The 14420-nt window shown below is 63.7% G+C and carries 10 protein-coding genes; 1 reads left to right on the top strand and 9 read right to left on the bottom strand.

Annotation, left to right across the window (positions count from 1 at the left end):
• From JOZ79_RS09155 to JOZ79_RS09115, 9 genes are all read right to left on the bottom strand, one after another.
• Positions 1-1913: TonB-dependent receptor (locus tag JOZ79_RS09155; RefSeq protein ID WP_294073431.1), on the bottom strand; the 1913-nt coding region annotated here is incomplete at its 3' end.
• 168 nt (positions 1914-2081) lie between these two features.
• Entirely contained in the window at positions 2082-3662 is a 1581-nt protein-coding gene (locus JOZ79_RS09150) for a tryptophan halogenase family protein (RefSeq protein ID WP_294073430.1), read from the bottom strand.
• Positions 3663-3702: 40 nt separating this feature from the next.
• On the bottom strand, positions 3703-4857 hold the full coding sequence (locus JOZ79_RS09145; RefSeq protein ID WP_294073429.1) for an MFS transporter: 1155 nt from the start codon (positions 4855-4857) through the stop codon (positions 3703-3705).
• Positions 4858-4906: 49 nt separating this feature from the next.
• The gene (locus JOZ79_RS09140; protein ID WP_294073428.1) at positions 4907-5977 is read right to left on the bottom strand and encodes a LacI family DNA-binding transcriptional regulator; all 1071 of its coding nucleotides are present in this window, start codon (positions 5975-5977) and stop codon (positions 4907-4909) included.
• A gap of 7 nt (positions 5978-5984) precedes the next feature.
• On the bottom strand, positions 5985-7499 hold the full coding sequence (locus JOZ79_RS09135; protein ID WP_294073427.1) for a tryptophan halogenase family protein: 1515 nt from the start codon (positions 7497-7499) through the stop codon (positions 5985-5987).
• Positions 7496-8497, bottom strand: a complete 1002-nt coding sequence (locus JOZ79_RS09130) for a cupin-like domain-containing protein (RefSeq protein WP_294073426.1) — start codon at positions 8495-8497, stop codon at positions 7496-7498. Before JOZ79_RS09130 ends, JOZ79_RS09135 begins: the two co-directional genes overlap by 4 nt.
• Before the next feature lie 22 nt (positions 8498-8519).
• Positions 8520-9239 (bottom strand): SapC family protein, encoded by a 720-nt coding sequence (locus JOZ79_RS09125; RefSeq protein WP_294073425.1) that lies wholly within the window; start codon positions 9237-9239, stop codon positions 8520-8522.
• Positions 9236-10780, bottom strand: coding sequence for a tryptophan halogenase family protein (locus JOZ79_RS09120; protein WP_294073424.1), 1545 nt, complete (start codon positions 10778-10780; stop codon positions 9236-9238). Before JOZ79_RS09120 ends, JOZ79_RS09125 begins: the two co-directional genes overlap by 4 nt.
• 99 nt (positions 10781-10879) lie before the next feature.
• Positions 10880-13903 (bottom strand): TonB-dependent receptor, encoded by a 3024-nt coding sequence (locus JOZ79_RS09115; protein ID WP_294073423.1) that lies wholly within the window; start codon positions 13901-13903, stop codon positions 10880-10882.
• Positions 13904-14090: 187 nt separating this feature from the next.
• On the opposite strand from JOZ79_RS09115, the gene JOZ79_RS09110 reads away from it, so the two are divergent.
• On the top strand, positions 14091-14420 hold a 330-nt coding region (locus JOZ79_RS09110; protein ID WP_294073422.1), incomplete at its 3' end, for a hypothetical protein.

Here is a 14420-nt window from a genome sequence, read left to right as displayed (position 1 = left end):
AGGTTGCGATCGTAATAGCGGCCCGCACCGCCAAAAACCGTTAAGTCGCGGTCGCCGTTGACGTCGTAAGCAACGCCCAAGCGGGGCTGGAATTCGCCGTAGAACGGTTTGCGATTGTGACCATTCGAAATGTAGTCCTCGGGATTGATCCCTCGCGCCGCCCAGCCAGGGTAAGCGCGGAGCGCGGTGGCGATCGCCGTCGGTGTGACATAGTGCTTGTTATTCGGGTTGCTTTCGAAGTCCCAGCGCAGGCCGGCGTTGACCGTCCAGTGCTCATCGGGCTTCCATTCGTCGGAAACGTAAAGCCCGACCTGCGTATCCTTTGCGCTCAGTCCCGGCGCCGGATTGATGTTGATCCGCCCTGCGATCGGAGTCGCTGTCGTAATGTCGAGCGGACCGCAAGTCGGCACGGTCTGATCGCACGGGTTGGCGACGAAAAAGGTCCCATTGGTGTTCGCCGCTTCAATACGCGACAAATCGTAGAAGACGACCTGAGCGCCGGCCTTGAGCGTATGTTCGCCGTGTCGCAGCGTGGCGTCGTCGCGGATCGTCCAGTTCTTCTCGATGTCGTTCTGCTGGAAGCCGTTGGCGCCGAGCTGCGCCCGAATCGACCCAGTATCGAAGCCGTTGGTGAGGAGATACTCCGGACCGGTAGAAACGTCAGGCGTACCTTGATTCGCCTTGTCGTGCGCGACGTTGAGGAAGTTGAGGAAATCGCCTGAGCTATGCCGCCACTGTAACTGGTACCGATCCTGATCGGTCTGCAGGAAGTGACCGTGCTCCTGAGCGGCGTTGCCGCCGAAATCGGCCAGATTGCTCTGCTTACGCTTGTATCCGGACAGGTTGATCGTGTCGTTCGGCGTGGCGAAAAAGGTCAACTTGCCAAAGTAAAGGCGCTGCTTGAACTCGAGGGAACGCGAGCCGTTGATCTCCGCTTGGATATTTGACGGGATCGTCGCAGTAACCGCGTCGAACTGCGCCGGCGGACGCTTTTCGTTGGTGCCTTCGAACGCGACATAGAAGCTGAGCTTGTCGGGGATGATCGGTCCGCCGAGATCAGCGCCGAATTGCTTGCGGTTGGAATCCTTCTTGGGAACGCCGTTCTTCTTGTCGAAATAAGGCTCTTCGACGAAAGATTTCGGCTGATAGTCGATGAATGCATCGCCGTGGAACTTGTTGCCCCCGGTCTTCGTGATCGCACTCAGCAGGGCTGAGGCGGATTGCCCGTTCTCAGCGCCGAAATTCTGAGTTTGAAGCTGGTACTCCTGGATCGCGATTTGCGGGAACGGGTTGCCGAAGTCGCCGAAGTTCTGCCCCAGCATGCCCCCGTGGTTGATCGGATTCTTGAAGCTAAGGCCGTCGAGCAGGATATTCGCGTTCTGCGGCGCGAGCGCGCCGGCCTGCAACTGGGCGGCGCCGCTCGGCGAGATTAGAGAAACGCCCGGCGCAAGAGCCGCGAAGCTCAGGAAGTTGCGCGAGTTCTGGGGCAGATTCTCGATCTGCGCTGGTGTGATGTTCGTCGTCACCGCCTGAGCCTGCGCCGGAGCCGCGCGACGGCGACCGGTGACCACGATGGCGCCCTTAGCAGGCCTCGCTTGAATGAAGTCGACGTTGACCGTCTGGCCGACAAGCACGGTAGCCGTCTGCGGCGGCTGGTTGGCGACCGTCACCGTGTAATTCGAGGGGCGCAACCCGAGGATCGAGTAGTCGCCTCTGGCGTCGACCGTACCTACCGAACGCTGGCCCGTGTTGGCGTCGACGGCAACGACCTGCGTTCCCGCGGCGGCGCCGTCCACATGCCCCTGAACGCTGCCATATTCCTGCTGCGCATAGGCAGGTGAGGCAAACGACAAGGAGACAACGATCGCGGCAACCGAGATGCCTGACGCGAGGCCGCGCTTGTTCAGATTCATGCTCACTTCGCACCTCTCCCCTGTTTGCGGTGGCCTGTAACCGGTTACATTAATGTTCTGACAGTTTCGCCCTTTGTGGCGACACAAACTCCTTCGTTCCGGGAGAGTCAATCGCGGGCCCGGCCGGCGTTGCAGGCTGCTCTATCCCTGTGGCTTTGAGGCCACGCGTCACGCGCCGCGGCCGGACCGCAGAGTGAAGTCGACCGCGGGCTGGCCGGGCGCGGCCTGTACAGCGGTGCTTTTGGGGAGGCGAGCGATGAACTCCGCGTGGTCGGGCATCTTGTCGGCGACGTCCTCGATCACCTCGGCAATGTCCCCCATGAACTCGGCGATCGCTTGGTCTGAAACGAACTGCGTCACCGGATCGGCCCGCATTTCGAAGCCCTGGCCGATCAGCACCTGGACCCAGCTTTCCTCGGCGAACAGCTCCTGCGCGCCGCGCTTGAAGAAGCGGCCCGACGCGGCAAACAGTTCAAGCCGCTCGGCCAGGCTGTCGGGCACGTCCATGGTTCGGACATGGTCCCAGAACGGATCGCCGGCGCGGCGGGTCACCTTGTAGTGCGCGATGATGAAGTCGCGCACGTCCTCATATTCGAAGCGCGCTTGGCGGTTGAACTCGTCGATGTCGGCGGCAGAGAAACCCTGCGACGGGAACATGGCGAGGAGCCGGTGGACCGCGGTCTGGATGAGGTGGATGCTGGTCGATTCCAGCGGTTCCAGGAAACCCGACGAGAGGCCGACGGCGACGACATTCCTCTCCCACGATTTGAGCCTGCGTCCGGGCGCGAAGCGGACGGGGCGCGGGTCGGCCAGCGGCTGGCCGTCGAGATTGCCAAGCAGGGTTTCGGCCGCTTCCTCGTCGCTCATCAGAGCCGACGAATAGACGTGGCCGTTGCCGATCCGGTGCTGCAGCGGGATGCGCCATTGCCAGCCGGCCCGCCGCGCCGTCGAGCGCGTGTAGGGCGTCAGCGGCGCAACGCTGGTGCAGGGCACCGCTTGGGCACGGTCGCAGGGAAGCCAGTGCGACCAATCCTCGTAGCCCATGCCAAGCGCTCCGCCGATGAGTAGGGCGCGCATCCCCGAGCAATCGACAAACAGCTCGCCATCGACCTCGCGCCCGTCACTCAACCGGACTCGGTCGACGAAGCCGCTGTCGGGATCGGTGACGACATCGACGATGCGCCCCTCGATGCGCTGGACCCCGCGCGCCTCGCATTCCGAGCGGAGATAGCGGGCGAGAAGCGATGCATCGAACTGATAGGCATATTCGAAGTCCGCCATCGGCGAGCCCTGTTGCCGCGCATCGGGAAAGGCGAAGCGGTTCTTGTAGGCCGCGACGGCGCTCAGCGAGTAGTCGTCGAAGGAGCCGACCGAGCCCGGCGCCCGTTCCCGCGCTGAGAGCCACAGCTGGTGCGGATGAAGCCACAGCATGTCGCGGCCGATCTTCCCGAAGCCGTGGAAATAGCGCTCGCCAGGTGCGCCCCAGTCGACGAAATCGATGCCGAGCTTGAACGTCGCCTTGGTTTCGGAGATCATCCGCAGCGGGTCGAGCCCGGCGAGCGGCATGAACGTGCGGATGTGCGGAATGGTCGCCTCGCCGACGCCGATGATCCCGATCTCGTCGGATTCGATCAGCCGGATCTCGACCTTGCTGAGCCATTGCGACAGTATTCCGGCCGTCATCCAGCCGGCCGTGCCTCCGCCGACGATCGTCACCTTCGTTACCGGCTGGTCCGCGTTTGCCATCATCTCTCCCGCCGCTTCCGCCGTGCGCGGCTGCCGCGCCCGTTTACGCGTTCTGGGAAGCGTTGCGACTGTTCTTTAGACGTCTTGCAGCGATCACGAGAATGAACGCGGCGGCAAGCGCCAGCGCCGCCAGCACGGCGAAGAAGCGCGAGAAGCCGAACCTCGGGACGATCGCAACGGTTAGCCACGGCATGATCAGCGACGGCGCGGTGTTGGTCAGGTTGAACAGCCCCAGATCGCGGCCGCGGCGTTTCGCGCAGCCGAGCACGCGCAAGGTTTGCGCGGAGTGCAGCGACAGGAAGATCGTCGTCGCGAAACCGAAGACCACATAGGCCGCGGTCGCGGCTTCCGGGCCGCGCGCCGCCGCCATCGCCATCAGCGCCAGCGCCGCGGTCAGCGCCGTGACGATGAGCGGCGCGATCGGCCGAGCACGCTTGTCGGACCAGCGCCCGATGAGCAGTGCGGCCGGAACGGCCGTGCAGACAACGATGCTGAACAGGCGCGCAATCGAGCTCGCATTCCACTGCGGGTCGATCGACCGAAAATAATAATAGAGATAGGCGAAGAGGGTCGCCTCGCAGATCTGCACGAGGAAGCGCGCGACCCACATCGCTCTCGCCGCTCGGCCGGGCGGCGTCCGGTGATGTTGCTCGACCTTCGCCAGAAGCGACGTGTCGAGCGGATGGGCGAAGACCAGCGCGGGAAGCACGCAGGCACAGACCAAGACGCCGACCAGCGCGAGGCTGCGATTAGGGCCAGCAATGGCCGGAATCGTCACCAATGCACCCGATGCCGACCCAAGCGCCGGCGACAGCGCTAGAAGGCCGCCGAGCACCCCGAGCTGTTCGGGTGGCACGTGATCGGCGGCCCAGGCCGACAGCGGCCCGAGCATCATGTTGAGCGCCAGCTGCCAAAGCACGATCAGGCCTAGCAGCTGCAGCGGCTGGCGCATGAACGGGACACACAGCATCAGTGCGACTGCGCCGACCAGTCCGGCGATGATCCACGGCCTGCGAACGCCGCTGCGGTCGCTGAGCCAGCCGAACAGGACGCCGCCGGTGCTCGATGCGACCGCGCCCCAGAAAGTCATATAGGCCAGCCACTGGACGCGGTCCGCGCCGACCATCGCCGAGACGCGGATCGGCAGCAGGATGGTCAGGAACGGAACGTAGGCGACCGCGCCTCCTGCCCAGGCCAATGCATACAATAGGAGGAAAGCCGGCGATTGCCTCGTCCGGGTCGGCCGGTCACGAGGCACAGGGAGCAGCCGTCGAAGAGCGTTCGACGAGCCCGGCCTCGATGATCACCGGCTGGTCGGGCAATTCATTGCCGCGCAGGGACCGAATGATCATGTCAACCGCCAAGGCGGTGAGCTCGGCGACCGGCTGGTCGACGGCGGTGAGCGGCGGCTGCGTAAACCGGACGACCGGCGTATTGTCGAAGCTGAACAGGGACAGGTCGCCAGGGACGGCAAGTCCGCGCCGGTTCGCGACGGCAAGGGCTGCTAAAGCCATGCGGTCATTGCTGGCGATGATGGCAGTGGGCGGATCCTTCAGGGTCAGAAGCGCTTCGGTGGCGCTCGTGCCCGAGCCGAAGCTGAAGTCCCCGCTTGCCAGCAAGTCGTCGGTCGGCAGCTTCTCGCGCTCCATTTCCGCGCGCCAGCCGGCAACGCGGCGCTTGCTGAGCGAATATTCAGGCGAGCCGGAAATGAATGCGATCCGCTTGTGACCGAGACTCGCGAGATGTCGCGTCGCGGATGCGGCGGCGGACTCCTCGTCCATCGCGACCGCGACACCCGGCCCCCCCTGCAGCGCGCCAACCCGCGCGAAGGCGATTCCAATCTCGTCCAGAAGCTTGATGATGTGCGGGTTTTCCGAGTGCGGCGGCGTCAGGATGACGCCGTCCGGCTGCAACGCGGCGAGAGTAGCTCGAAGCTCGCGCTCGACATGATCGGCGTGGGTGTCGACCAGCTCGAAGATCAGGCGATATCCATGCTCGGCGGCCTTGAGCATGCCGCCGAGCAGCATCTGGTCGATCCAGTCGGTGCCCTGCCGCTCGCGCCAGTCGGCGATCGTGCGGTCGCGGTCGTTGAGCGCGAGGATCAGGTAGGATCGTGAGCCGCCCATCCGCTGAGCAGCAATCGACGGGACATAACCGAGTTTGTCGATCGACGCCTGAACTCGGCGCTTGACCTCCGGGCGGACGTTGGGCGCATCGTTGATGACGCGGCTCACCGTTTGGTGGCTGACACCGGCATCGGCAGCGACGTGACGGATCGTCACGCCTTGACGCCTGCCCTTGGAAGATGTCCCCCTCATTCTTCGGCTATGCAGTCTGCCGAGCGACGGCCGCGGCTCGCGGCTGGCCGCAATAGCCGGCAACGTAGACGTGGTGCGGAGGCATGGAGCCGACCGTCCGCGAGATCGACTCCTCGATGCCGCCAAGGAAATGGTTCAGTTCCTCGTCGCTGAGCTTGGCGGCGATCGGATGATGGGATCGGGGTATGATGCCCTGCCCAAGCATGACCTGGACCCAGCTGTTCTCCTGGAACAGCTCCTCGTTCCTCCGGAAGACTCGGCCGGTTTCGCGGAACAGCTCGATCTTGTGAGTGAGGGTCTGCGGCACCGCCATGTCGCGGCAGTACCGCCAGAAGGCGCTGTCGTCCCTTTCGGTAGCCTTATAGTGAAGGACGATGAAATCCCGGATCTGCAGCATGTCCTGCAGATGCTGGTCGTTGAACTCGGCAATGTCGCGATCGCTGACGTCCGTCATCGGCAGCATCCTCAGCAGGCGCAGGACCGCGCGCTGGATCAGATGGATGCTGGTCGATTCCAGCGGCTCCATGAAACCGCCCGACAGGCCGACCGCAAGGCAATTGCCGACCCATTGCCGCGGCCGCACGCCGGCCCTGAACCGAAGCAGGCGCGGCTCGGTGGTCGGCGTGCCCTCGATCCTGCCAAGCAGCCGCTCCCTCGCGGCGTCATCGTCGAGATACTTGCTGCAATAGACGATCCCATTGCCAGTACGGTTCTGCAGCGGGATCCGCCACTGCCAGCCGGCATCGTGCGCCATCGCCCGTGTGTAGGGGCGTGGCGGCTCGACCGATTCCGTCTGCACCGCAATCGCCCGGTCGCAGGGCAGCCAGTGGGTCCAGTCGTCGAACTCCGATCCTAGAGTATCGCCGATCAGGAGGGCGCGAAATCCCGTGCAGTCGAGAAAGAAGTCGCCTTCGATACGCTCGCCGCTTTCAAGAGTCAGCGCCGCGATCCGGCCATCGCTGGCGCCGTGTTCCACCGACGCGATCTTGCCCTCGCGGCGAACGACCCCTTCGCGCTCGGCAAGCGTCCGCAGGAAGGCGGCGTAGCGAGTGGAATCGAGCTGGTAGGCGTAATTCAGCCCATCGCCCGGCAGGTGAACGAACTTGCCCGCATAGGCTGCACGAAGCTCGAGGCAGTAGTCGTCATACGGCCGGCCTTGGCCGCGCTCGCGACCGTTCAGCCAGAAATGCTGGAAGCCGGCCGACCAGTGATCCTTGCCCGTTGTCCCGAAGCTGTGGAAATAGCGATCTCCGAGGCGCGCCCAGTCGTCGAACTCGATGCCGAGCTTGAAGGTCGCCTGCGTCGCGCGCATGAATTCGGCTTCGTCGATGCCGAGCAGATTGTTGAACGTGCGCATCGGCGGGATCGTGCTTTCGCCGACGCCGATCGTGCCGATCGCATCGGATTCGACGAGGGTGACGTCGGCAAGGCTTCCGAGCGTCTTGCCGAGCGCCGCGGCCGCCATCCACCCGGCGGTGCCTCCGCCAGCGATGATGATCCGCCGCATCGGCCATGCGCTCACTGAGACAGGGTCCGAAGGAGAAAGGCACGCAGCCGCCCGGCCGCTTCCGGATCCAGCGGATCGAGGATACCCCGCTTGCCCTCCGGCAGGTGGTCGCCGGCCCCCGCCCCGCCTGAGAAGACATAGTGGTCGAAGAGCGTTCTCCAGCGTTCGCGCGCCGCGTCGGGCAGGTCCCGGACGGCAAGGATCGCGTGGAGGAGCGCCTGCTCCGGATCGCCAAGGTGGAGCGGCGTTTCCCGCCACCAGTAATTCACGAGCACGTTGAACGCGTCGAGCCCCTCGACGTGATGATACCACATGGATGGGATGAACAAGGCGTCGCCGGGCTCGAGCACGGCGGCCTGAGCCTTGGCGAGCGCAGTCCGAAAGCGCGGGAAGCGGCCGAAATCGGGGTTCGCGAGATCGACCATGCTGACCGCTCGCCCGGCCGGCGTATTCTCCAGCGGCCCGAGATACAGATCCGCGAAACTATCAGGCGGAAACAAGGTGAAGCGGCGTCGACCGACCGCGCAGACGGCAAGATTGTGAGGCAGATCATTATGAGCGGCGATCTCGGTCCGGGTGCCGATCCAGATGCTGTCGCGCGTGCGGCGCTCGCCAAGATCGATCCGGTTCGCGTCGTCGAGCCCGTCGAAATAGTCCCGGATCGCCAACGACGAAAGATAGATGACCGGCGCGTCAGGCTTGTCGACGTTGGCGTCGATCCCGGCAAAGATGTCCGCCAGGCTGGCGCGCCCCATGCGGAAGTTCATCTGCATGTCGGAGTCATAGAACAGGCGACCGCCCCGGCCCGGCTGGCCGACGTTGACCTCGAACGAACGATCGCGCGCGTAACCGAGTAGATAGTCGCGCGCACCTTTGCCGCCGCCCTCGACTCCCGAACGTACGAGCGGCCAATCCCGGGCGATGCCGCGGGCCACGAACGGCGTCGATGAAGACTTGAGGCGCGCGTTTAGGTCGACCGGGGTCAGATCCCGAACCACGGGGATTGCAGCCATCCTTGCGGCGCGAGGCGCGGCGTCAGCCATGAGCCTCGGCGCGATTCTTGCGCTCGATGAGGTCGGCCAGGCTCGATAGCGACGCCAGCGCCATGAAGATCGGAAGCAAATGCCCTTCGCGGTGCAGTTCGGCAATCGCTCCGGGCTCCAGAGCGAGCAGCTTCTCCTCGTTGATCAGATGGTATCCGACCATGCGATGGCTGCTTCCGTTCCTCAGCGTCACATCGAGGAAGAAGGGCTCGATCAGGTCATATCGCTCGAGCGCGGCGAAGAAGCGGCCGCTGGAACGATAGCCCTCATCGAGATCGCCCAGCATCTCGCTCACGCGTTCGAGATAAGGCGTTGGACGGCCGTGGACGTCAAACAGCAGCGTGCCATCGTCGGCCGTCGCAATCCGCGGATGATCGAGGTCGATGTGAATCTGGCTCGGTACATCTGCGCCGGCGGATCGGCCCACAAGGAAGGGCTGAACGGCCAGTGCCATCGGCTTGTAGTCGGCGTCCCAGCGATCGCCGTCGAGGAAGAGGTTCTCCCCAGCCTCGAAGCCGAGCAGAGCAAGGGCAGAAAACGCCCCGGTGGCTTCGTTACGCCGGAACAGGATCGGGAAGCGGTGCTGAAGGCTTCGGAATTCAAGCGGGACCGTGAAGCAGGACATGACCGCATCGCCAAGATCGGCGCTGCTGTCGGTCCGGATGCGAAGGTCCCGGTGATCGTCAGCTGTGAGAACGGCGTGACGGGTCATGCGGTCGCTTCACGTCCATTCGGAGCACCTGAGCACAGGCCATCGAAATAGGAGCGGTTGGATGGCAGGGATGCGAGCAGGGCGCGGCCGCGCTGCTTCATTTGGTCGAGCTGGATCATCAGGCTGGGAGCGGGCTCCGGAAGACCGGGCGGAAGCGTCCCGCCCATTCCGTAATAGACATATTGGTAGCTCGCTGCAGGGAAAATCTCCTCTGCCAGGGGGAAGTCATAGCTCGACGGCGCCTGGCCCTTCCATAACTCCAGAAGCTCCGACAGGCGTTCGGGAAACGAGCTGCGCTCGCGATGCGCGCGCCAATAGGGTTCGGCGCGTCTGCTGAGCACATAATGGAGCTTCAGAAACTCGGCGATGCGCCCCCAGCGTGTGGTGAATAGGTCGTTGAAGCGCCGTCCGATGATCCTCATTGCGCACCGGTCCGCCGGGAAGTTGTCGATCAGCGCCTGCAGCGACAGCTCGACAAGGACGATGGCCGAAGCTTCGAGCGGCTCGGCAAATCCCGAAGACAATCCCACTGCAAGGCAGTTGCCTGCCCAGAAGTGGCGCCTGTGACCGGTCGGGAAGATCAGTCGCCGGGGCTGCACGTCTCCTGCGTCGGGGATGCTTTCGCCGATATAGGCGCTGAGCGTTTGCTCCGCCTCACCATCGGTCATGAACTCACTGGAATAGACGCAGCCGATCCCGCGCCGGTCGGGAAGCCCGATGTCCCATAGCCACCCGGCCTTGTGAGCGGTCGAAATGGTCTGGGAGGCGATCGGCGATCTCGCAGCCACCGGAACCTGAACGGCGAGCGCGCGATCGTTGAACAGGACGCTCGACAGGTCGACCCAATCGGACTTGCAATGACCCTTGATGAGGATGGCGGCGTGGCCGGTGCAGTCGATGAAAAGGTCACCTGGCAGATTCATTCCGGAGCCTAGTTTTAGGCCGGCGATTTCGCCGGTGTCCGTGCCTTCGACAGAGGCGATGCGGTCAGCAACATGGGTCACCCCCAGCCGATCGACTGCGTGACTGCGGAGCATCGCGACGAATCTCGCCGCATCGAGGTGATAGGCGTAATTCAGGGCGCCGGCGAACGAAGGCATGCCTCGTTGCTTCGGAGCCAGATGGATGGCCGCGACTTCCGGCTGCGGGGTCATCGCAGTCGCAAAGCTCTGGTCTCCCTGTCTTCTCCAGGCTGCGAGCAACTGACGCGGGTCCGGAGCGGCAGGCGGCGGCGTGAATGGATGCAGGTATGAGTCGTTGGCCTGCCCGGTGACCCATCCGTCGAAACGCGAACCTTGCTTGAAGGCAGCATCTGCGTCGCGGAGGAAGTCGGCCTCGTCGATCCCGATCTCGGCAAGCGTCCGGCGCATCGTCGGCCAGGTCCCCTCGCCGACCCCGACCGTCGGAATATCGGGGGCTTCGACAAGCGTGATTGTCAAGCCTCGCTTCTCGGCCTTGGACCAGGCGGCGAGGCGGCAAGCGCTCAGCCATCCGGCGGTACCTCCGCCGGCGATCACGATGCGCTTGATCGGCTCAGACATGACCCTGGACCCATAGCCTGCCGACAGTGTCGCAGCCGCACCGCCGCCTAGCAAGCGACAGGTCGTTCCGGCACGCTCCCATTCGAAGACCGCGTTGGCCTAGAAGCCGAGCCGAACTCCGAGCGAATAGCGCGCGTAACCCGGCGCCGCGAAGGTGACCGAATGGCTGTTGCGCTCGTGCCCGCGACGGTCCGAATTGGTGATGTTGATGCCTTCCGCGAACACCGTCACACCCTTGCGGAACTCGTAGCTCGCGCTGGCATCGAACTGGCCATAGGCATCGACATATTGCGGATCGTAGGGCGCGTAACCTGCCAGGAACCCGCCTCGCCAATTGTAGGCAAGACGCGCCTGGATGCCGTTCTTGTCGTAATAAACCACCGCGTTCGCACTGTCGCTGACACCGGTGACGGCGAACTGAGTGACCGTATAGCGAAGCGCATTGTTGTACCGCGTATCGCTATGCACCTTGGTATAATTCAGGATGGCGCCAAAACCACTGTTCCAGAAGCTGTGCTGAAGCCCGAGCTCCCACCCTGACAGATGGGCGATCTGGTTGCTGTTGATCGGCGACCCAACCGTGAACACGAGCGATGGGTCGTTCGGGGCTCCGAGGATTGCGGGATCGGTGCCGACGGTCGTGTAGAGCTGCGGATAGTGAGCCTGGATGTAAGCGCCGATTTGCGCCGCAGTCGCGTTGGCGCCCAGTGCGGCAAGCGCCGCGTTGTAAGCGACGCCCTGCGCCGGATTAGTCAGCCCGTAAAGCGGCTCCTGAGTCGCTGTAGTGCCGATGAAATTGCTGACTGTCTTGTGGAAGTAGCCGACCGAGATGTAGCTCGAAGGCCCGTAATAATATTCGGCGGACAGATCGATGTTCTTCGACTTGTACGGAAGCAGGTTGGGGTTGCCCAACTGCCCGGTACTTCCGCCGTCCGGACGCGCCGGTGAATTGACGGTCAGGCCGCCTTGCAACTGGTCATAGGCCGGACGTGTGATCGTGTGGCTATAGGACGCGCGCAGCTTGAAATTGCGGGTCGGCGAAACATCGAAATCAATCGCGGGCAACCAGTTGTGATACTCGCCCCTCACCGTCTGGACGGTCGTATCCCCACCGTAGCCGATGGACACTTCATTGCCGCCGATTCGCCACGTCGTTGAATTCGGGACCGGCACAAGCGCGGACGAAGTGATCTTCGTCCTTTCGTAGCGTAGGCCCAGTCTCAAGTGTGACGGATTGTTGAAGAAATTGAACGTGTGCAGGCTCTGGATGTACGGAGCGAACGTCTTCTCGCGAATGTGCCGATCGACCGTGTACTTCGCAAGGCAGGTGCCGGGCTTCGCCGTACCGGACGCCGGATGGCTGCAAATCCCGAGCTTGTCCTCGAGCAGGCTGATCTCGCCCTGCGTGTCGACCTGGAAATAGTTCGCCAGCAGTGCCGGATCATTCGACCCCGACATGCCTGCAAGGGCGGGCGGAAGCGGGGTGATGTGAAATAGGTCGTCCGGCGTATCCGCAGCCGACAATGTTCCGCCCCAGGTGTCGTTCTGAATGAACCCGTAAGCCGAATGAACAGCGTTGTCGGTATAGGTCGCGCCGAAATCGATGCTCTTGATGAAAGACGAATCGAAATCGTAGCCAGCCTTTGCCGAGACCTCGTTGATGCGGTCGCGCATGTAGGCGTTGCGGAATGCGTTGCCGGCCGGGCGGATGTTGCTCGCGGCGATCTCCGACCCCGGATACATCGACACCGAGATGACCGGCATGTCGTGCGAAAAGTCGATCGTCTGCCTGTCGACGCCATAGATCGCACTGCCGACGGCGATGTTGCTGCCATACGGGGTCGTAGGCTTGGTTTCTGCGGTCGAATGGTGCGCATCGAGCTCGAAACGCAGGCCGCCAAGGCCGTGCCAGGCGAGGTTTCCGCCGAGGGATCTGTTGATCGATCGGTTGGCCGCAATGGCGCCCGTGATCGCGAGGTCCTTGAGCTCGCCCGGATCGTCCGGCCCATTGGTGCCCGCAGCCCGGAAATGCTCGGAATAAAAGAGCGGTCCCGCCGCGGGGCCGTCCGTCCAGGCACTGCTGGTGTCGTTGTGGTTGAACCAGACGCCGATGCTGTTGGTCACCGCATGAATGGTGTTCTGAGAATAGGTGTAGTCGAGCGTCGCGGTAAGATTGTCCACGGGCCGCGCCTGCAGCACCGCCTGGCCATTGATCCGTTTGCGATCGATGGTCGTGAAATCGTAGCCGCCGTTTTGCGGCACCTGATACACATCGTTAGGCCCAGGGCGATTCTCGATGTTCGCGTACCGCGGGTCGCCCGGGAACGCGAGCGATCCCCAGTTGCTCTCCGAACCGAGATACCCTTCGCGCCACCCGCCGGTATATTGCGCAAGGCTCGCCTTGCGCCGCTGATAGGCGCCGCTCACCAGGATGCCGATCCGATTGTCGGCGAAGGTGTCACTGATGATCCCGGACACTTCCGGCGCGATCTTGTGGCCGTTGAAGGTGTGATCCATCACGGCCTTGGCGGAGACGCTCCCGCGCAGGCCTGGCCGATCCAGGGGCCGGGGCGTCAGAATGTTAATCGTCGCGCCGATGCCGCCGGTCGGCAGCGTTGCACGGCCGGACTTGTAGACTTCGACCGCCGCAATGCCCTCAGACGCGAGATTGGCGAAATCGAAGCTGCGCGACGCGGGGGCGCTGCAGCAATCGCCAAAGCTGCTCGCCGGCATCTGGCGGCCGTTGAGGAGCACGAGGTTGAAGTCCGGACCGAAGCCGCGCACCGTGACCTTCGACCCCTCCCCGTTGGAACGGTCGATCGACACGCCCGTGATGCGCTGCAGCGATTCGGCGAGGTTGGTGTCGGGGAACTTGCCCATTTCTTCGGCGGAGATGGCATCGACGACGCCGATCGCATTGCGCTTGATCTCGCGCGACTGACGAAGCGACTGACGGATGCCGGTGACGACGATGGCATTGCTATTCTGCGCGGCGGTTGCGCTCGTCGCATCCTTGTTCGCGGCCGCGGTGTCGTCCTGCGGCGCGGGTGCCGGCGGGACCGGAGGTGCGGCCTGCGCGATGGCGGCGGCCGGCGCCGCAAGCGCGGCGATCGATGCGCTCATCAGAAAGCCAACGGACAAACGCGAGCTACGAATTGACATGATCCCCCCAAATCGATTGTCACCGATCTTGCACTTGAATGATTGTGAACGTTCACTTTGTCAATCCACTGTAATAAAGAGAGGGAGAGTGAGCGGCTCGATCGAGGCACCCGACCGTTTCGGTGATCGTCAGCTTGGGAGAGCGATTATGCAAATCAGACATACTGCTGCGTCAGTCGCGGCCCTCCTGTCGGCAGGCCTCGCGCAAATGGCCCTGGCACAGGCCAATCCAAGCGCCAGCGTCGGCCAGCACGGGACTCCAAACAATCTTGGGACGGGAACCGGAGACATACCGGGGTCGTCCATGGGCCTTCCCGATATCAGCGCAGGCGGCCTGAAGGGCTCCTTTGGCCTCGACCTGTCGCAGCGCATTACGGAGGCCGAGAAGCTCGTCGACCAGGTCGACCACGGCCGGGTGCTCGGCGATGGCGATACGCGGCGGATCCGGAACCTGATGCGCGAGGACTTCGTCGCCTGG

The sequence above is a fragment of the Sphingomonas sp. genome, assembly GCF_019242355.1.
GTDB lineage: Bacteria > Pseudomonadota > Alphaproteobacteria > Sphingomonadales > Sphingomonadaceae > Sphingomicrobium.
The sequence above is the reverse complement of the archived record's forward strand: the minus strand, read 5'-3'. Positions and strand labels throughout refer to the sequence as shown.

Excerpts from the sequence above, each read along its gene's own strand:
- JOZ79_RS09150 (WP_294073430.1), bottom strand. The coding sequence starts at position 3,662 with ATGATGGCAAACGCGGACCAGCCGGTAACGAAGGTGACGATCGTCGGC.
- JOZ79_RS09140 (WP_294073428.1), bottom strand. The coding sequence starts at position 5,977 with ATGAGGGGGACATCTTCCAAGGGCAGGCGTCAAGGCGTGACGATCCGT.
- JOZ79_RS09130 (WP_294073426.1), bottom strand. The coding sequence starts at position 8,497 with ATGGCTGCAATCCCCGTGGTTCGGGATCTGACCCCGGTCGACCTAAAC.
- JOZ79_RS09125 (WP_294073425.1), bottom strand. The coding sequence starts at position 9,239 with ATGACCCGTCACGCCGTTCTCACAGCTGACGATCACCGGGACCTTCGC.
- JOZ79_RS09120 (WP_294073424.1), bottom strand. The coding sequence starts at position 10,780 with ATGTCTGAGCCGATCAAGCGCATCGTGATCGCCGGCGGAGGTACCGCC.
- JOZ79_RS09115 (WP_294073423.1), bottom strand. The coding sequence starts at position 13,903 with ATGAGCGCATCGATCGCCGCGCTTGCGGCGCCGGCCGCCGCCATCGCG.